The organism is Herbivorax alkaliphila (assembly GCF_030848475.1).
In the GTDB taxonomy this organism is placed as follows: Bacteria; Bacillota; Clostridia; order Acetivibrionales; family Acetivibrionaceae; genus Herbivorax.
This window is the reverse complement of sequence record NZ_JAVDDS010000018.1, coordinates 50,216-68,502: the sequence shown is the minus strand read 5'-3', so window position 1 is coordinate 68,502 and position 18,287 is coordinate 50,216. Positions and strand designations below refer to the sequence as shown.

The window sequence follows — 18,287 nt, the reverse complement described above, 5'->3', positions numbered from 1 at the left end:
TAATACTTTTCCCCCATTAGAGCAGTTTTGCTAAATTCTTTTAAATATGGGGGGTATGATAGTTTATATACTTCTGTTGCTAATTTGCCTATAGCTTCTTCTTTTGTAATACCTGTTATTTTTGTAAAAGCACTGTTTACATCTATAATTCTATAATTAATTGGATCTCCTGTATCGTCTAATATTATTTCGTGCATTACAACCATATCTGACATTGTCTCAAATAATGTATTAATTTTTTTATAGCTTTCCCAAAGCATTGTTTCCATTTCTTTTCTCTTTGTTATATCAACTTTGTATTCTGCAACCATCCACTCTCCATTTGTATCTTGAAAAGGAACAGTGTGTACTTCTAAATTTCTTTTTTTTCCTCCCTGTGTAATAATTTGTTCGGTCAAAACTATTTTTCTCTTTTCTAATGCCTTTTTAATTCCACAATTTTTGCAAGGAGCTTTTAATTCTTTATAATATTCGTAACACTTTTTCCCTAATGGTTCTCCATATTTTTCTTTCCATGATGAATTAACATATTTTAAATTATATTCACAATCTATTATATCTAAGCATGACCCTGTAACATTTAGTATATAGTCTAATTTTTTTCTTTCATCTTCAAGCATATTAGTTTTTTCAATTAATTCATTCTGACTTTTTTTATATTCTGTAATGTCCCTTGCTGCTGCATAAATTAGTTTCCCATAAGGTTGACAACGCCACTCTATATATTTATAATAGCCACTTTTACATTTGTATCTATTTACGAAGTTTAAAACCTGCTTTTGACTTCGTAGCTTCCCTAGTGCTTCTAGAGTTGCATCTATATCTTGTGGATGTAAAATATCTACAATTTTTTTATTAATCAATTCTTCTTTTGAATACCCCAAAACCGCCTCCCATTCATTATTAACTTTTATAAACTTTCCTTCTAAGTCTGTTATACAAAGCATATCTAAGTTAATTTGAAAAAAATTATCCCACTCTTGAGACCTCATCCTTTCTTCTGTTATATTGTTGAAATATGTTATGAAATAATCCTTTTCAGGTGAAAAAGCACTTACTCTATACCAGCTATTTAATGGTTCAGAAAACTGCTCAAATTCCTTTTTTTCTCCATTTAGTGTAAGCTCTCCATAAAATTTAACCCAATCAAAATCTCCACCTCTAATTCCTGGTATCACCTTGGTAACTCTCTTTCCTATTATATTTTCAGCTTTAAGACCTGTTAGTTCTTCAAAAGCAGGATTTAAATCAATAAATATGTAATCACACGGAACTCCCTTATCATCATATATAATTTTATGATATGCAAAGGCTATCGGAGAACTATATACAATATTTTTATAAAAACCAGTTTTTCCCCTATTGTCATTTGGGCTTATAGGCACAATAATCACTCCAATCTTATCATCTTTTTTGTTAATTTTATACCTTTTGAATTCTCATTTTATATTTCGATATATTAAGCACAATTCTTAACAATATTATTTGAAGTTTTGTAAAATAATTGTCTGATAACTATTGTGTTACTCTACACTTAGGGGTCTATTTTCAAGTAAATGTGCTAGATTTGTAATCTCTTGGCAATGATGCCTCAATAAAAAGTAACTATTATGAAGCCTTACCATATCAAATATATTTATCTAAAAGCATTTTTTATCTAGTAAATATATAAAATTATTCATACTTTTACTTCCCAACTTACTTATATATAAGTTAATTTAAGAACTTGCAAACAATGATATATGTATATTTTATTGGACATTGAAAATTAAATAAACCCAAAAAGTTTCGTACATGCTCGTATTGATGGAAAAAAATGAGGGTTAACACATTACGTATCAACCCCCATTCTTTAAAACGAATAAAAAATAAATTTTAAAGGATGGGGATATGATAATGTATTTGAATAAAAAAGTAAAGAGGTTTTGGCTTAGTAATATAAGGAAAGAAGTTCAGCAAGCTGTTGAAAAACTTTCAACCCAGATAAAAGTTGAATTTCCTAAAGAACCCGAAAGACTACTCTCAAGTTATGTGTACAGAGAATTTAAGATTCATATTGATAAAGACGGAAGTATTAAAGGTAGTTTATTACGTCTATTGTTTAGTTTGATAGATTTTACATTTGTGAGAAGTCTGATAGCTAATAGTTATAGTGTTGAAGGTGGAAATTATTATGATTCTGTTTCACTAATACTCTTAGAAGTTATAAAAATATGGGAAAAGTATGAATACTACCCCGATTTCTTAAAGGACTTAGAGGATAAGGAAAAAAGTGCTCAATACAGATATTATACAGGTATTGATGCTGAAAATGTTCCAACTGATGTTACTCTTCACAACTTTAGAGACAGGTTAGGAAAAGAAAAATTCAAGTCCACCTAAAACTCCTATGTCTTAAAATGTTATCTATTCATTATTTCTAGCCTTTAAAGCTTTATTTATATTTTCTATATCCTCCTTAAAGTAAATATATTGAACCATGTAAATTGTTGCATATAATATTGCAAATACTCCAGCGTATATCAAAACTGATACAAAAGGAGATTGTGAAAAACCTGTAACTATTTCTGCCCATCCTGCAATTCTAAAGCTTAGAGTCAGAATAATAACTGTTATAACAAAACCTACTAGTTGACGTTTTAAACTGCTCCATTTTTCAATGTCATTAATTACTGATACAGCACCAAAAACAAATCCAACAAGCATACTCATTAAATAACTAATTAAGTAAGATATAATAGGGTCATCTGAAAATATTGATTTTGTATTAATAATCTCACCATTAATTATCGAAGCTATAACTATTAATGTTGTGTAGAAAAAAACACCTACAGGAGCACATATTAAACCTCTAAATAAAGCTTTTTTTATGCTAAAAGATTTTATTTTGCTCATAATATCACCTCATAATCCTAAATATTGTTTAATTTTTTTTATATATCTCCTCGAAACAAACTCAGTCTTTCCATTATTAAACTTTAAAGTTATTGAACTGGCAAAAGCTACATCAAGGTTGCTAACCTTATCAAAATTAACAATTGCAGAGTTCGAAATTCTTATAAATGATGAATTGGCAAAAATGTCTTCAATCTCGTAAAGTCTCATTTTTACAATATATATACCTCCTACACAATCAGCATATACTTTTTTGTCCTCACTATAAAACCTGTAAATTTTTTCTGGATTTAATAGATATATTTTTTCATCTTTAACCCCAGTAATAACCTTTGAAGAATTGTTGGATAATCTGTTTGCCAATTCTGTAACCTCTCTAGTTATCTCTTTTGTATATATTACTATTTTAGGTTTGTCACAACTTTCATCAATTTTAATTTCAACCTGCACATAAACACCACCTTCATATCGACATTAGCAATTGCTATAATCTAATTATATCAACTATATTTTTATTATCTACAATTTATATATACTCGGCACTTTTATAAGGATAAATGGTTAAAAGCATCCTATTTAATAGAAGATTTATTTCTGTAATACCCAGTATTTTTAGTACTTGACATCACAATCATTTTGCAATACCATATACTTAGTAATACTAAATACTTGTATGCTCAAGGAGGTGAAAATCCTTTGAAAAATTCTCAACTAAAAAAAGGAATCGTACAGACATTGATTTTAGATTGTCTTGAAGAACAAGAACGTTATGGATATGAAATTCTTCAATTGCTTGACAAAAAAAGTCTAGGAGTTTTTAAGATGAAGGAGGGAACATTGTATCCAGTTTTATATCGTCTTGAAGATTCTAAATTCATAGAAAGTTACTGGATAAATGATAATGAAAAACGAGGCAAGCCCAAAAAATACTATAAAATTACGTTAGAAGGTAAAGCCTCTCTTAAGAATGGAATAGAAGAATGGAAAATATTCAAACAAATTGTAAATCAGATTTTAAAAATTGATTAGGTGGAAAAGTATGGATAAAAACATTAAAAATATGTAAATGAAGTGTTAAGTTACTTAAGCGTAGATAGAAAAACCAAAAAACGCTTAAAAGAAGATTTGATAACACAGATTAATGAAAAAATTGCAAATAGAGATGTTCTGGAAGTATTATCTGAACTAGAAGACCCCAAAACCTTTGCTGATAATTTTATTGATGAATACGAAACAGTACCAAAAGAATTATTTAAATTTGAATATAAATCAAAAATGAGAATATTTGGCATTCCACTGATGCATATTTGTGGCAGCAATAAAATTAATGATTTTAGCGGAAATATAGCTAAAGGTATTATTGCAATAGCACCTATCTCTTTTGGATTTTTATCCTTTGGGGCTATTTCACTTGGAGCTATTTCTTTTGGAGCTGTATCTTTTGGATTACTTGCTGCTGGAGCAGTTTCAATTGGCCTTCTATTAGCTTTTGGAGCTGTTGCCATTGACCTTGGTGCAATAGGCACTGTTGCTATTGGCTATATTTCAAGAGGTGTTATGAATGTGGAACATACTGCAATAGGAGAGCAAGTAACAGGTGTGAATATATTGGAAGGTGAATATCTATCGAGAAATGAAGTATATGAATTTATTAAAAGTCACCATCCTCATTTAAACGACTGGATAATTCGTCTGTCTAGTATCACTTCTTCTTAACACCATCTAAACTGCCTAGGTATTTGATAACACCTAGGCAGCTGTGTTAATAATAATATTATCAAAGTTAAAATTTACCAACTTTTTTAATTGCAAACTTCAATAGTTAGTTAATATCACTAGCTGTAAGCATTAGTGCTTCCTTAATCAATTCAAGAACTAATTGTTAATTTAATAATACAACTGAATTTTTTCTTTCATTTTAATAAAATAATGAACGTTTTAAGTTTTTCAATAGTCTATATTATATAAATGAAAATAATCGGCCGATTTATTTTTAAAAATAATAAACAGGAGTGAATTATCAATGAAAAAATTTATATTTTCAGTATCTTTAATATTATTTATAACCAGTGTTTTTGCTACAGCATTTGTGCTATCACAAAATAACTACAACAATAACGATAAACAACCTATGGAGTCTACAACTGATTCTGTAACTGTTAACTCTGATAGCGACACTACTAATAAAGACACTCAAAAAGATGTTAGCTCAAAATCTTTAATTGATGACAAATTATCAGAGTCTGAAAATAACCAAGAGTCTACTAGCGTTGCTTCTGATGATTCTTCTATTTCTGATTCTGAAAAAAGCTCAGAAATAAAAGATATTGATATTCAAAAAGATATTATTAAAGAAAACTTGAATGAAGACAAAAATATTATAACAGCACCTGCTGAGTATGTTGGGCAAATAGACAACAACAGTATAGAAGTAATTATAAATAAAACTCATCAAAGCCTTCGCATTGAAAAGGTGCACAATCAATTTCATAATTTGAATCTTGATATGGGTGATACTATAATTGCAAAATACTATACCAATGAGCATGGCCAAAATATTATTTTAGAAATTTCTAATTTAACAGAAGATAAAAATACTATAACAGCACCTGCTGAGTATGTTGGGCAAATAGACAACAACAGTATAGAAGTAATTATAAATAAAACTCACCAAAGCCTTCGCATTGAAAAGGTACACGATCAATTTCATAATTTGAATCTTGATATGGGTGATACTATAATTGCAAAATACTATACTAATGAGCATGGCCAAAATATTATTTTAGAAATCTCTAAATAAACATTATTCAGAAAATAAAAGTATGGGTTATAATTGAACTTTACCCATGCTTTTATTTTATTAAGTAATTATTTGAAAGAAAATTTCTCTTACTAGCAATCCAAAGGTTTTTCATTTTTTGATAAAATCCGAGTAGTGCCCAATACCTGCACTCTAACATCTCTTCCACTAACTTCTAATAATATCAAAGCAGTAGAAATATAATCTTCTTAAAATAATTACAAATAACAAAATACATGATATAATCTAGACATAATACAATAATGAAAGAGGTACTAATGAAGAAAAGTTTTAATAACATGGGCATTTCCCCTCTCATTTTAAGGGCAATAGAAGAGATGGGCTTCGAACAACCTACTGAAGTGCAGAGCAAGGCAATCCCTCATATTTTGAATAAAAAAGATCAGATTATAATCTCTAAAACAGGCAGTGGCAAGACAGCTACTTTTGGAATCCCCATGCTGCAAATGATTGATCCTAAAGCGGTGGGAATTCAAGGTCTGATTCTTACACCTACACGGGAGTTAGCCGTTCAGATTGACAGCGATTTTAAAGAAATGTCAAAATATCTTCCACACAAAACAACGGCTGTATACGGGCAGCATAATATAAATACTGAAATAAAGGCTCTAAATAAAGGTGTTTCTATTGTTAGCGGAACACCTGGACGAGTATATGATCACATTCGTCAAGGTATTCTTAAAACCAAACATATACGCTTTTTAATACTTGATGAAGCAGACAGAATGTTGGATATGGGTTTTCTAAATCAGGTGGTAAGAATCATCAAGACTCTCCCTAAAGACAGGGTAACTCTTCTTTTTTCCGCCACCATTCCCACTGAAGTTCGTAAAATTTGCAAGGAGTATATGAAACATTCTGATACAATTGAGATTAAATCGCAAACCAAGACAGTGGACACAACTAAACAGATATACTACCGTGTGGAAAGAAGTGAAAAAAATATTCAATTGAATCGCATACTTCAAAGTGAACAGCCAGAAAGCTGTATGATTTTCTGTAACACACGAATTGCTGTAAATAAGGTTAAAAGTTTCTTATGGCGAAAAGGGTATTCATGTCAGTCCTTACATGGGGACATCCAGCAAAGCAAACGAATGAAGACCATTAAACAGTTTAAACAGGGTGATTTTCATCTGCTTGTAGCTACAGATATTGCAGCACGTGGTATTCACATCGACTCTTTGTCACTGGTAATTAATTATGATGTCCCTAACAACAAAGACAATTATATTCATAGAATAGGGCGTACTGGTAGAATTGGGAATATAGGGCGTGCCATCACTTTAGTAACAGGAGATGACATCATGGATCTCTATGAGATTGAAGAACATATCGGATCTATGATTGCTGAAATGGAATTACCTACAAAAGCTACCTTGAATCAAAACAAAATAAAGATAGACAAGTGGATAAAGGCTAATTCACAAAACACTAAGATTCTAGATACTAAACGTCCTCATCATCATGACAAGTATAGAAATAGGTCAATCAAGGATAAAACGAATCACAAGATAAACAGTCGGGTCAGGTCTGCACCTCCTATAAAACAGGTCAGGTCGGTTCCTCCTGTAGAAAAAGAGCAGCCAGTACATAAAATAGCCAAACCTGCACCTTCACGTTCACTAATTAAACGATTTCTTCAGCGAATATTTTCCAAGTAAGGGCTTTGCCCTATTTGGACTTATATTTAGCAACATATAACCACAGTTTTTCAGACTCTACCACTAGTTTCGATACCAAATCTATGAATGGCTCATAATTCATAGTTGTATGTGCCATATCAAGAACATCATAATATTTTGCCCTCTCATCATTCTTTATTATGATTGGAAGGTATCCATTTTTCATCAACTCAAAATTAAGAAGCAGTCTAAAAACCCTTCCATCCCCATCAATGAATGGATGAATTTTGACAAATTCTCCATGGATTAACGTTGCCCTAACAACAGGATGAAATGCTTTCCATTCATTCTTATATTCTACAATAAGCTTTTGCATCAAATCTCCAATCTCATAATGCTTCGGCGGAATGTGTTTTGCACCACTAATTACAACATTTTCGCTCCGGTATTTACCGGCACTTGTATTGTCTATTTCTTTTAGTATCAATGCATGGATATTCTTGATATTCCATTCAGTGTTCTTTTTCTTTTTTATTTTTCATTTCACAAGCAAACAACATAATGACCTCTTAATGTAAATATAATTTCCAGTACTTTGACCACCTATTTGACAATTACCGGTAAATGTCGTAAAATCTTATTGATTGAAAACTGTTAATTTTATATATACCCTTTATATGAAATGTGCTAAAATAAGATGTGAATGTTTATAAATAAAAGCTTTTGTTGAAAGGGGACTTAATCAAAAAATGAAATTAAAATTGTATTTTGTGTTATCTTTGTTAATCCTATCTTTATTAACAGGTTGTGCCTCTAAAGAAGATAAAACCTTTACCTCTGAAGATGGTAAATTCAGCGTCATCGCACCTAGTAACTGGGCTGTGGACATTGACCTGAATGAACACGCTTCACTTGAAATATCTAATATATTCAGAGAAAAATATCTTGTAGTTGTTCACGAAAGCAAGCAAGAACTTGCCGATGTTGGACTAAACATGTCTTTTAATGAATATTCTTCGCTTATTGCAGAAAATATGGAAAACTACTTAACTAACGGCAAGTCATCCAAAATTGAAACAACAGATTCTAAAATCCGCTGGGAGATTAAAGGTACTACTGAAGACATTGATATTACTTATATACTTACTACCCTAGATAAAGGTGATTCTTTCTATCAAATTATTGCATGGACATTAACTTCTGAATATAAAAAATTTGAAAAAGAACTTACAAAAATATCTGATAGTTTTACTGAGAATCAATAATATAAAGTAGTTTAATTTACTATTAAATGCTTTTATTAAAAGCAGCCAAGTTATCAAATTAAATTCGTTTAAATCCAAAAAAACTATAAGCAATTGATTTTAAAATCAATTGCTTATAGAAAACTTAAAACCTTGATAAATGGCTAAGCCATAAAATAATATGTCCATTAAATGAAATGATTCAATTAAAAGCTCAATACTAATTGACAAATCGGCATTTCCAAGAACCTCAAAAAAAGACATATCGTAGAATTTAGCAATCTGGGCATATATAGAAAATGAATTTCCTAACACACAACTCAACAAGGCTAAAGATGCACCTAGAATTCCAAATTCAAGACTTTTCCCCTTTCCTAAGACCTTAACACTTATTCCAACAAGAAACCCTACTCCTACTGCCATCCACCCTATTTGGTACTGTATCAGATTTGATATAAACGCCCACAACGCTGAACAGATAAGTGCAGTAACCATTCCACCAAAAAGTGCTAGAAAAAAGTTAGGAGACTGTTCTTCATAAACATTTATTGCTTTATCCCCTAAATCTTCCATTAGCTGCTGCTCATTTTCATTATAACCATTCACAACACAATCCTCCATAATCATTTACATTAATTTTATTTTATCATGAAATTTTGCCAACAACAAGAAAAATCTGTAGGTAATGCTTTTTGCGACGATCACTTTTTTATTATATTTATATAATAAATTTCTAATTTATGGTTTGAGAATAAATTAACAACCCATCCACAAACCATGGAACAGTTTTAACTATAGATTTTATAAAACACAAACTTTCTAGAACATATCTATCAATATTCTATATATCCAAATTATAGCAAAAAAATCAAGAAAGAATCCCCCTATATAAAAGCATTTCCCCATTGCAATCCTTACATTTCAATGGATCCCTGCCAGTATGTTCTTCTACATTCTTCCTCCACTTAAATGGCTTTATTATGTAATTTACAACCAAACATAACTTCTCCATTGCTATATATGCAGCTTTCTTTGCCCTTCTAGCATGAATACCAAAATATCTTACCATCTTGAAGTTCTTATCTGGTATATGCTTGATTACATTATGGATAAACTCAAATTTATCCATTACAACTGTATGTTTCTTACCTTCTCTTTCATATACAAATGTCACATTTTTAGTATCATATCCTATTATTCTACTATCCGCAATTGCTGGATGTCTTACATATCGTGCCATGTATCGTGCTGCTTTCTTTGTTTTTCCCTCAATTCGTCTTTTTGCCTGAATATTAAATCCATTTGCCCTTTCTTTAAAACACCAATCTATTATCTTTAATAGCTTTTTGTCTTTAGAAACTGCTTTCTTTAAGGCTGTAAGAATATAATACTGCCACTTTTTTCGTATTATTTTATAATTTATATATGGCATGGAAATCCATTTACCATTAGGTGATAAACCTCCTTCAGTCATTAACATATGTACATGCATATTAGTTTTTAAATCTCTTCCAAATGGATGAAGTACCATTATTATTCCTGGCTCTGCCTTTTTATCTTTGCCATTATAGTCTCTTACAATATCTTTCATAACTTTTGCTGCTGTATCAATCATTAACTTTTGTAATATCGAATTCCCTTCAAAATAAGTCCACAATCTATCAGATACCGTTAATATTATATGTCTATACGGAACTGCATACATTTCTTTGTTTATTTTCTCTGACCATTCATCAGCATGCTTTTTTCCACAAACACTACATATGCGACTTTTACAGCTATGTGCCACTACTTTTGTCTTTCCACATTCAGCACACATATATACAGAATGACCCTTGTCAGGATCCATACATGATAGCATCTTTTCTACTTCTCTCTTTTCTACTTCCCTTATCTCATAGTTATCATTCTTTAAGTATGATTCCCAATTATCATTCAAGCACAATATTATTTTAAAACTCAGTAGCATTCCAGCAATTCCAACTTGTATATTATTCATCAGTTATCATTCTACCAATTTGTTCTGTTTATTTCAATGCAAATACTCTTTCCATTTATTAGGGTTTTTATAAATTCCTATACTTTAAAAAATTATTAGGATTTATTGTAGGAACTGCAATATTAGTTGGCATAGGAACATTCAAATTCCTATCCTTTTTGACAGGGTTATAAACTGGGTTTTCAGCCAAATGAGAATGTAATTTTAAAAAATTTATAATGTTGCTGTAAGTCATTAAAAACCTCTTCATCCACTTTAAAACCAATCATTTGAAGGGGTTTTACTCTGAAGCCCCTAACCGGGATTGAACCGGTAACCTCATCCTTACTCTGGATAGTATCAGGATTGGCAAAGTTAGTTATTTAAAGGTTTATTTCTTTGATAAATAAATTTGACCCATGATATAGTATCAATTTAAATATCCTCCATTTTTATTACATATAGTAGTTAAATCTTCAATAGCATCTTCTATTCCAAGAGTATGTTCAATTTCATAGTTTTCAAGTAAGAATCTTAGAGCACCATAATTCTCTAAATATTTATATGCTTCCTTAATCGATAGATTAAATTTACCTGCAAATTCGTTGATACATACAACCATATAATTAATTGTGTTAATTTTTAATCTATCCATAAATTTAAACCTCCTTACCATGCTAAACTTATTTATATTATACATTATACAAGAGTTCATTTGAAAAATAAAGTCAGTAAAGTTAGCGACGATTCTTTTCTATGATTCATTACTTCCTGCACCAATAATTGTATTTGAACCTATTTTCACTCCACCAGTAATGGTCACTCCTCCGCATATCCATACATTATCACCAACTTCTACAGGAAGAGCACGTTCATAACCTTTCCCGCGTTCTTCACTATTAAAGGCATGTTCTGGTGTATAAATTCCTACATTAGGACCTATCAACACATTATCACCTATTGTAACTTTTGCACAACCTAAAATACAGCAATTTGTATTTGTGTAAAAATTATCACCAACAAATATATTAGACCCATAATCACAATTAAATGGTGATTCAATCCAACAATTATCGCCTGTTTTCCCAAACAATTTTCGAATAATCCCTTCTCTTTCTGCTCTTAACGAGGGCTTGAGGTTATTAAATTCAAACAGTATATCCTTAGCTTTTTCTCTTTCCTCAGTCAACTCTTTATCCCAACTAATATAATATTCACCTTTTAACATCTTTTCTCTTACTGACATAACAATTACCTCCAAAGGCTAGGACTGATTTAAATAACTTTCCACATCTTTATCCATTTCCAAATTTAAATCATTAAAAATCTTTTCACCATCATTACTAAGTATATCACTTACTTCTTTGGGTACATAAGGAGTAGTAGCAACTTTATAACCCTCAAAATCTTCATATATGTATATAACTCATTTTCTTTTCTAAATCCAACTCTATATGCACTAGATACAATATCACCATTTTTGTCTACCCATTTAGACATAATACAAGCGTATACATTTGCACTTTCAGGAGTTTCTTCTGTATGAATAATTCCTAATATTATGATTAGAGGGTATCCATTTTTCATCAACTCAAAATTAAGAAGCAGTCTAGAATTCCTTCCATTCCCATCAATGAAAAAGTGAATTTTCACAAATTCTCCATGAATCAGTGTTGCCCTAACAACAGGATGAAATGCATTCCATTTATTATGATATAATCATTTAATAAAAAGAGACTGTAAGCAGATTGTTAATTTGCACATTTCTGATTACAGTCTCTTTTTTTATACGTTGTATGTATTCCTACAATATTTTATTTAGTATGGGAGCCTTCTTTAATAAGTAACCTATTATCCATGATAAAGAAGTACATATAATAACTTATATAAAAAATTTTAACAATGAGGGAATGTTTAAAAATATAATAAAATAGCATATAAAAAATACGACATTTAAGTGAATAATGTATGTCTGTTAAAAGAGTAACAGAAAATAAAGGCAAAAACACTCCTAGAGTAGATAATATATTATGGAAATCTGATAAGGAAAAAGAACAAGCAATAAAACTATTAAAAAGAAGAGGATACAAGGCACAGCCTTTAAGGAGAGTATACATACCAAAGAAAAACAATAAGAAGAAAAGACCTTTAGGTATACCAGTTATGAAAGATAGCAATCTAAAATTCTGGTTATATTACCCTGCTTTTCATCTACAATATAATTCCAAGTACCTTGAATAGATTAAGGATATTACTTTTTGTAGACATTGAAGGTTTTCTTTGCTAAAATATTCCTATAACCTTATGGGCAAATTAGATAAGAAAGGGGAATACATATGACTGAAGCTGAACTTATTGCCATTATTGAGAGGGCAAAAGATTTTTTTAGAAATGAAATTGTACCAACTCATATTGCAAGGACTGAGAAATGTAGAAATCTTGGCAATTTTAGGCTAAATCCTTTCCTTGATAAATATAAAGCTAATTTTATTACAGGAAATAATGAGCCAAGAAGTATTGCAAAAGCTTTGGTTTACCCAAGAGTAATTGGCACATCAATAAACACTATATTTGGCAATAAGCTTCAAAAGTTTTGTAGTGAAGTGTTGCAAGGCTTTGCTTCAACAACATCTGGCATAGATATTGAGTTTATTGATCAAATAGATGATAGAAGAAAATATTGTCAGGTAAAGGCTAGTACAAACACAATCAATGCTGATGATGTTATTACAGTAAAAAATCATTTTACTGGAGTAAGAAACCTTGCAAGAACAAACAATCTCACTATTGGTATAAATGATATGGTTGTTGGTGTTTTATATGGAACACATGATGAACTAAGTGGACACTATAAAAGGATTGAGAACGATTATCCTGTAATTGTAGGAGCTAATTTTTGGCATAGACTTACAGGACAAACAGACTTTTATCAGAGAATAACTGGTGCAATTGGCGATGTTGCTTTGGAATATGATGGAACAGAATTGGTTGAAAGTGTTATAAATGACCTAACAGAGCAAATAGAGGAAGCATTAAATATTGATACAGAGGAATGATAACCGTAAAGGGGATACTTAATTGTACCCCTTTTTTAATACCTGTTTTTATTATTTGATTTGATTTAAAGTATTTACAATAGATAATCCAATAGCTTTAGCCATATTTACAGGAACAGCATTTCCTATCTGTTTATAAGCATTAGAAGCAGAGCAATCAAACTTCCAACTGTCAGGAAAACTTTGTATTCTTGCATATTCTCTAACAGTAAAAGGCCTAGTTTCATCTGGGTGACATCTTTCAGTTTGTTTTTGGGCAGGTGAGCAGGTCAATGTTAAGCAAGGTTCATCCCATGAAATTCTTCTAGCCATTCCTGTTCTTCCTCCACCTGAATAATAGCTTTTACCCATAAAGTCTTTAGCTATATCATCTGGCAAATCCCTCCAGTAACCTCCTGGGGGTACTAGGTCTAATACCTTCTTTTTAGCCTCAGGATACTTCGCTCCTTCTGACTTAGGCACATCCTTTAGGACGTCTCTTAATGTAAGCTCATAGCCAAATGGTTTAGGAAAAGAGTAGCTTAATTTGTGTTTTTTAACCAAATCATTTCTAACCCCTACAAGAACTATTCTCTCTCTTTTCTGAGCTACATCATAATCTAAAGCTCTTAATACATGCCATTTTACTGTATACCCAATATCAGAGAATACTTTTAACATTAAAGCTAATGTTTTACCATCCTCATGATTTACCATGCCTCTGACATTTTCAGCTAAGAACATCTTAGGTAAAAGTTGTTTTAGAGCCTTAGCATAATAATAAAACATTGTACCCCTAGTATCAGCTAGACCCATTTTCTTTCCTGCATAACTGAAAGCCTGACAGGGATACCCCCCTGACAATAAATCAAGCTCTCCTATAGGAATATTTACATAGTTTCTGATACCTTCCTCAACTACTTGAATTATATCTTTATTAATTACATTCCATGTAGGTCTATTTTTTCTTAATGTTTGACAAGAATGTTTATCAATTTCTACTAAACCCTTAGAGTAAAAACCTGCTTGTTCAAGCCCAAGAGCTAAACCTCCTGCTCCTGCAAAAAGTTCTATATCAGAGTAATCTTTATTAGCTGTTACTCCTCTTACTTCTACAAAATCCTTACCTTTATAGGCTTCTGAATAAATTTTTTCATTATTTAATTGGTTACTTATTATATTTCTTAATTGACCTTTAAATGTTGGTGAATTTATATAAGGCATTTCTCTTTTTTCATATTCAATAATTTCCTCAAAGTTTACATCTAAAGCTTCACAGAGTTTTAAAGCATTAGATTTTATAGGACTAAAATTTGGCGAAAGCATCATTGAGAGTTGATTTTTACTTATGCCTAATTGTTCAGCTAATTTCTTTTGAGTAATTAGACCATTTTTTTTCATATGTATTCTAACTTTTTCTTTACTAATAGTGTACAACACAGCTCATTACCCCTTCCGTCCCTTAAAGTTAAAAAAATATTTAACTTCTTAATGGTTATTATGAAGGTTTGTCTAAATTTAGTCAATACATTTAAGAAAAATAATTCAAACCTATATCAAGTTACTATTTATGTATACCATTATACCACAGAACATATGTTATCTCCAACGCTTTTGTGTGAAAAAATTATTAGGATTCATTGTAGGAACTGCAATATTAGTTGGCATAGGAACATTCAAATTCTAGTTCTTTTTGACAGGGTTATAAACTGGATTTTCAGCCAAATGAAAATGTAATTTTAAAAAAGAAGGATCGGAAAAACTATTAGAATCTTAAAATCTATTTGTTCAAAAATAATTTTAGGTACGCATACAAGCAATAATTCCTCAGGCCAACTGTCACCTATACCCACAATTGAAAACACAGAAAATTTATATGGCAATCTTAGAGGATTTCAATTAGGTGCAGATGCTGGATTTTTTTCAGCAGACAATATTTTATATACAGAAGAAAAAGGAATTGATTTCTATGCATCCAATAAGGTTAGCTTCCAACCTTTCTAAAATTTCAACACCTTTTTCTGAACCATCAATTAATACTGATTTATGAACATCTCCAAGCTCATCAAAAGACTTCTTTGCAGTATCATACGCTGCATCTTTTTCTCTAAGGACTAAAACATGGTCTTTATATCGCTTTGAAATTGTATCTAAACATGCATATTCAAAAGCCTTACCATTCTGTGTTTGATTAGCCATTTCAACCCCTCCATTCGCTAAATAGCTATATAATCATTAATCATCAACCCAATCTTTTCTGCCAATTTAACCGGCACTGCATTACCAATCTGACGATATTTAGACACCATATCTCCATAAAATTCAAGGTCTGCTGGGAATGATTGAACTAATGCTGCTTCTCTCCATGTATACCTTCTTGTTATACCTTCCCCGAATATCCATTTGTTCTTCCCAAGTTTTATCATATCAGGAGAACTTGGATGCAATGTGACTTGTTTTGCCATAGCTGGAATTGTATAGGAAAACTCGTCCCAATCACGTTTTCTATTTCTACTCATAAAACGTGATGAATACGGAGCAGTACACAAATCCTCCTCTTCAAAATCATTTGAATCAAACAAAATGTCTCGAAGCACAACTTTTTCTTTTAATGCTTCATTAATTACGAACGTATCTTTTCTTTTGAAATGCTTACTAATTCCTATAATAAATACTCTTACACGATCTTGAGCCACTCCATAATCTGATGAGTTAACCTTTTGTACACTGACATTATATCCATCACCAGCTTTTTCAAAGTCTCTTTTAATCTTCTTTATTACTTCTCCACCACCTAAGGTCAATATACCTTTGACATTTTCAGCAACAAATATTGCTGGTTTTTTTTCATTAACAGCTTCTACATAAAATCTATATAACAGATTTCTACTATCATAAACTTTTCTTGGACCTGCTAATGAGAATCCCTGACATGGAAATCCACCAAGTATTGCTTCTACATCAGGCAAAGAATTAATTGAAATATTTTTTATATCTTCATTTACAATTACTGAGTCAGACCACCCTTTATGAGTTTCACAAGCATCTTTATTGATATCATTTGCCCAAACAATCTCAAACCCAGCATTTTTAAATCCCATATCCAGACCGCCCGCTCCAGCAAACAATGACAATGTTTTCATGCCACAACCTCCAAAAGAACGTTTGTTCTTATTATGATATAATACGCCATTTTAATCAAGCCTATACGAACTTAGATTATAACATACTTGCCTGACAAAATACATTTCATTTTATCAGGCAAGTGTATATATTTAATGTGAAGAACAATATTCCAGAAACTAAAGTTACGCAGTTTAGAGCCTGTAAATACTCCTCGGGGTCGAGCAAATCTCGCTGTCGCTCAAACAATGCTCTCCCTTTCCTCGTCATATTAACACGCTCTACAACTTGCTCCACAATGTTTCTTCCATATTTTCATTCACATAAATAACATGCACCATTATCAGGCAATTCACAATATGATTCATTTATAATAATGTCTTAATATAGCACTTATGATTTTGTCCTAAAATAAAAAACAAAACTTATCGATAATATTGTAAAAAATAAAAATCGTGCTCACAATTATTTTAGGCATTGTATGATAGGGCAAAATTAGGTGTAATTTGTAACCTATTATTAAATAAGAGAAACGATATGTTTTTCTAAAAAATACTTAATTCTTATTTTGACTTTACAAACATTTTATCTTGCTCTGTTATTTTTCTAATTACTCGAGCAGGGTTTCCTGCTGCAATTACATCTTCTGGTATATCCTTTATTACAATACTTCCTGCACCAATAATTGTATTTGAACCTATTTTCACTCCACCAGTAATGGTAACTCCTCCGCATATCCATACATTATCACCAATTTCTACAGGAAGAGCACGTTCATAACCTTTCCCACGTTCTTCACTATTAAAGGCATGTTCTGGTGTATAAATTCCTACATTAGGACCTATCAACACATTATCACCTATTGTAACTTTTGCACAATCTAAAATACAGCAATTTGTATTTGTGTAAAAATTATCACCAACAAATATATTAGACCCATAATCACAATTAAATGGTGATTCAATCCAACAATTATCACCTGTTTTCCCAAACAATTTTCGAATAATCCCTTCTCTTTCTGCTCTTAACGAGGGCTTGAGGTTATTAAATTCAAACAGTATATCCTTAGCTTTTTCTCTTTCCTCAGTCAACTCTTTATCCCAACTAATATAATATTCACCGTTTAACATTTTTTCTCTTACTGACATAAGAATTACCTCCAAAATTCTTTCATCTTATTCTAAGATTCTACCTATAAGGTGAAGTTCCTCTTATAAATCTTCAGACCTCCTTTACCTGAAGCCTTGATATTTAGCTTTAGCTAAACGGGTTCACTATATACTTTATTATTATACAGAACAAAAACTTTTATATCTTAATTTAGGTTGACAAAAATACACTATCGATTTTATAACTTCTCCAATATTAATAATGGATGAGAAAGTAACAACAAAAATTTAAAACAACCCATCCACAAACCTTGGAATGAACTTATAGAAATGTGGTAATCTTTAATTTTTGTAGCACTAATGTATTGAATACCATAATAATTGTTAATTTTTATTTAAAATCATGTTCAAAAATTTTCAGGTTTAACCTACATCATATTGATAAAAATATAAATGT

Annotated in this window: 21 protein-coding genes; 8 read left to right on the top strand and 13 right to left on the bottom strand. The window is 30.9% G+C overall.

The window, feature by feature from the left end; all coding sequences use genetic code 11:
• The coding region (locus RBH29_RS08525) for a PAS domain S-box protein (RefSeq protein WP_306696371.1) at positions 1 to 1,385 on the bottom strand (1,385 nt) is incomplete at its 3' end.
• A 511-nt stretch (positions 1,386 to 1,896) separates the two neighbouring features.
• On the opposite strand from RBH29_RS08525, the gene RBH29_RS08520 reads away from it, so the two are divergent.
• Positions 1,897 to 2,382, top strand: a complete 486-nt coding sequence (locus tag RBH29_RS08520) for a hypothetical protein (protein WP_306696370.1) — start codon at positions 1,897 to 1,899, stop codon at positions 2,380 to 2,382.
• A 24-nt stretch (positions 2,383 to 2,406) separates the two neighbouring features.
• Here RBH29_RS08520 and RBH29_RS08515 read toward each other — a convergent pair whose 3' ends face one another.
• Both RBH29_RS08515 and RBH29_RS08510 read right to left on the bottom strand, forming a co-directional pair.
• Entirely contained in the window at positions 2,407 to 2,895 is a 489-nt protein-coding gene (locus RBH29_RS08515; protein WP_306696368.1) for a DUF3021 domain-containing protein, read from the bottom strand.
• Between the two features lie 9 nt (positions 2,896 to 2,904).
• Positions 2,905 to 3,345, bottom strand: a complete 441-nt coding sequence (locus tag RBH29_RS08510; RefSeq protein ID WP_306696367.1) for a LytTR family DNA-binding domain-containing protein — start codon at positions 3,343 to 3,345, stop codon at positions 2,905 to 2,907.
• Between the two features lie 246 nt (positions 3,346 to 3,591).
• Here RBH29_RS08510 and RBH29_RS08505 point away from each other — a divergent pair, with 246 nt between their 5' ends.
• The 4 genes from RBH29_RS08505 to RBH29_RS08490 all read left to right on the top strand — a co-directional run bounded on the left by RBH29_RS08505 (position 3,592) and on the right by RBH29_RS08490 (position 7,380).
• On the top strand, positions 3,592 to 3,924 hold the full coding sequence (locus RBH29_RS08505; protein WP_306696365.1) for a PadR family transcriptional regulator: 333 nt from the start codon (positions 3,592 to 3,594) through the stop codon (positions 3,922 to 3,924).
• 42 nt (positions 3,925 to 3,966) lie between these two features.
• Positions 3,967 to 4,611: a hypothetical protein gene (locus tag RBH29_RS08500; protein ID WP_306696364.1), complete on the top strand. Its 645-nt coding sequence runs from the start codon at positions 3,967 to 3,969 to the stop codon at positions 4,609 to 4,611.
• 307 nt (positions 4,612 to 4,918) lie between these two features.
• The gene (locus RBH29_RS08495) at positions 4,919 to 5,695 is read left to right on the top strand and encodes a hypothetical protein (RefSeq protein WP_306696363.1); all 777 of its coding nucleotides are present in this window, start codon (positions 4,919 to 4,921) and stop codon (positions 5,693 to 5,695) included.
• 278 nt (positions 5,696 to 5,973) lie between these two features.
• Positions 5,974 to 7,380 carry a DEAD/DEAH box helicase gene (locus RBH29_RS08490; protein WP_306696361.1) on the top strand — a complete coding sequence of 469 codons (1,407 nt, stop codon included), beginning with the start codon at positions 5,974 to 5,976 and terminating at the stop codon, positions 7,378 to 7,380.
• Positions 7,381 to 7,390: 10 nt separating this feature from the next.
• Here RBH29_RS08490 and RBH29_RS08485 read toward each other — a convergent pair whose 3' ends face one another.
• The gene (locus RBH29_RS08485; RefSeq protein ID WP_306696372.1) at positions 7,391 to 7,846 is read right to left on the bottom strand and encodes a Fic family protein; all 456 of its coding nucleotides are present in this window, start codon (positions 7,844 to 7,846) and stop codon (positions 7,391 to 7,393) included.
• Positions 7,847 to 8,090: 244 nt separating this feature from the next.
• On the opposite strand from RBH29_RS08485, the gene RBH29_RS08480 reads away from it, so the two are divergent.
• Positions 8,091 to 8,606: a hypothetical protein gene (locus tag RBH29_RS08480; protein ID WP_306696360.1), complete on the top strand. Its 516-nt coding sequence runs from the start codon at positions 8,091 to 8,093 to the stop codon at positions 8,604 to 8,606.
• A gap of 105 nt (positions 8,607 to 8,711) precedes the next feature.
• Here RBH29_RS08480 and RBH29_RS08475 read toward each other — a convergent pair whose 3' ends face one another.
• The 5 genes from RBH29_RS08475 to RBH29_RS17850 form a co-directional block, all read right to left on the bottom strand.
• A complete protein-coding gene (locus RBH29_RS08475) occupies positions 8,712 to 9,191 on the bottom strand; it encodes a hypothetical protein (RefSeq protein WP_306696359.1) in 480 nt (159 codons plus the stop codon).
• A gap of 262 nt (positions 9,192 to 9,453) precedes the next feature.
• Entirely contained in the window at positions 9,454 to 10,584 is a 1,131-nt protein-coding gene (locus RBH29_RS08470) for an IS91 family transposase (RefSeq protein WP_306696358.1), read from the bottom strand.
• Positions 10,585 to 10,993: 409 nt separating this feature from the next.
• Positions 10,994 to 11,218: a DUF3791 domain-containing protein gene (locus RBH29_RS08465; RefSeq protein ID WP_306696357.1), complete on the bottom strand. Its 225-nt coding sequence runs from the start codon at positions 11,216 to 11,218 to the stop codon at positions 10,994 to 10,996.
• A 99-nt stretch (positions 11,219 to 11,317) separates the two neighbouring features.
• A complete protein-coding gene (locus RBH29_RS08460) occupies positions 11,318 to 11,809 on the bottom strand; it encodes a sugar O-acetyltransferase (RefSeq protein WP_306696356.1) in 492 nt (163 codons plus the stop codon).
• 110 nt (positions 11,810 to 11,919) lie between these two features.
• Positions 11,920 to 12,216: a hypothetical protein gene (locus RBH29_RS17850; RefSeq protein WP_373463308.1), complete on the bottom strand. Its 297-nt coding sequence runs from the start codon at positions 12,214 to 12,216 to the stop codon at positions 11,920 to 11,922.
• A 315-nt stretch (positions 12,217 to 12,531) separates the two neighbouring features.
• Between RBH29_RS17850 and RBH29_RS08450 the strand changes: the two genes are divergently transcribed.
• A complete protein-coding gene (locus tag RBH29_RS08450) occupies positions 12,532 to 12,804 on the top strand; it encodes a reverse transcriptase N-terminal domain-containing protein (protein WP_306696355.1) in 273 nt (90 codons plus the stop codon).
• 95 nt (positions 12,805 to 12,899) lie between these two features.
• Positions 12,900 to 13,619, top strand: a complete 720-nt coding sequence (locus RBH29_RS08445) for a PmeII family type II restriction endonuclease (RefSeq protein ID WP_306696353.1) — start codon at positions 12,900 to 12,902, stop codon at positions 13,617 to 13,619.
• A gap of 51 nt (positions 13,620 to 13,670) precedes the next feature.
• Here the strand turns inward: RBH29_RS08445 and dcm are convergent, their stop codons facing one another.
• The 4 genes from dcm to RBH29_RS08425 form a co-directional block, all read right to left on the bottom strand.
• Positions 13,671 to 14,999: a DNA (cytosine-5-)-methyltransferase gene (gene dcm / locus RBH29_RS08440; RefSeq protein ID WP_306696352.1), complete on the bottom strand. Its 1,329-nt coding sequence runs from the start codon at positions 14,997 to 14,999 to the stop codon at positions 13,671 to 13,673.
• A gap of 537 nt (positions 15,000 to 15,536) precedes the next feature.
• Positions 15,537 to 15,797: a hypothetical protein gene (locus RBH29_RS08435; protein ID WP_306696351.1), complete on the bottom strand. Its 261-nt coding sequence runs from the start codon at positions 15,795 to 15,797 to the stop codon at positions 15,537 to 15,539.
• A gap of 17 nt (positions 15,798 to 15,814) precedes the next feature.
• Positions 15,815 to 16,741: a DNA cytosine methyltransferase gene (locus tag RBH29_RS08430; protein ID WP_306696349.1), complete on the bottom strand. Its 927-nt coding sequence runs from the start codon at positions 16,739 to 16,741 to the stop codon at positions 15,815 to 15,817.
• 543 nt (positions 16,742 to 17,284) lie between these two features.
• Entirely contained in the window at positions 17,285 to 17,869 is a 585-nt protein-coding gene (locus RBH29_RS08425) for a sugar O-acetyltransferase (protein ID WP_306696348.1), read from the bottom strand.
• Between the last annotated feature and the right edge of the window lie 418 nt (positions 17,870 to 18,287).

Bases quoted from the DNA above. Each gene is read 5' to 3' on its own strand.
- RBH29_RS08520 (WP_306696370.1), top strand. From the start codon at position 1,897: ATGTATTTGAATAAAAAAGTAAAGAGGTTTTGGCTTAGTAATATAAGG.
- RBH29_RS08515 (WP_306696368.1), bottom strand. From the start codon at position 2,895: ATGAGCAAAATAAAATCTTTTAGCATAAAAAAAGCTTTATTTAGAGGT.
- RBH29_RS08495 (WP_306696363.1), top strand. From the start codon at position 4,919: ATGAAAAAATTTATATTTTCAGTATCTTTAATATTATTTATAACCAGT.
- RBH29_RS08490 (WP_306696361.1), top strand. From the start codon at position 5,974: ATGAAGAAAAGTTTTAATAACATGGGCATTTCCCCTCTCATTTTAAGG.
- RBH29_RS08480 (WP_306696360.1), top strand. From the start codon at position 8,091: ATGAAATTAAAATTGTATTTTGTGTTATCTTTGTTAATCCTATCTTTA.
- RBH29_RS08470 (WP_306696358.1), bottom strand. From the start codon at position 10,584: ATGAATAATATACAAGTTGGAATTGCTGGAATGCTACTGAGTTTTAAA.
- RBH29_RS08465 (WP_306696357.1), bottom strand. From the start codon at position 11,218: ATGGATAGATTAAAAATTAACACAATTAATTATATGGTTGTATGTATC.
- RBH29_RS08460 (WP_306696356.1), bottom strand. From the start codon at position 11,809: ATGTCAGTAAGAGAAAAGATGTTAAAAGGTGAATATTATATTAGTTGG.
- RBH29_RS08450 (WP_306696355.1), top strand. From the start codon at position 12,532: ATGTCTGTTAAAAGAGTAACAGAAAATAAAGGCAAAAACACTCCTAGA.
- RBH29_RS08445 (WP_306696353.1), top strand. From the start codon at position 12,900: ATGACTGAAGCTGAACTTATTGCCATTATTGAGAGGGCAAAAGATTTT.
- dcm (WP_306696352.1), bottom strand. From the start codon at position 14,999: ATGAAAAAAAATGGTCTAATTACTCAAAAGAAATTAGCTGAACAATTA.
- RBH29_RS08435 (WP_306696351.1), bottom strand. From the start codon at position 15,797: ATGGCTAATCAAACACAGAATGGTAAGGCTTTTGAATATGCATGTTTA.
- RBH29_RS08430 (WP_306696349.1), bottom strand. From the start codon at position 16,741: ATGAAAACATTGTCATTGTTTGCTGGAGCGGGCGGTCTGGATATGGGA.
- RBH29_RS08425 (WP_306696348.1), bottom strand. From the start codon at position 17,869: ATGTCAGTAAGAGAAAAAATGTTAAACGGTGAATATTATATTAGTTGG.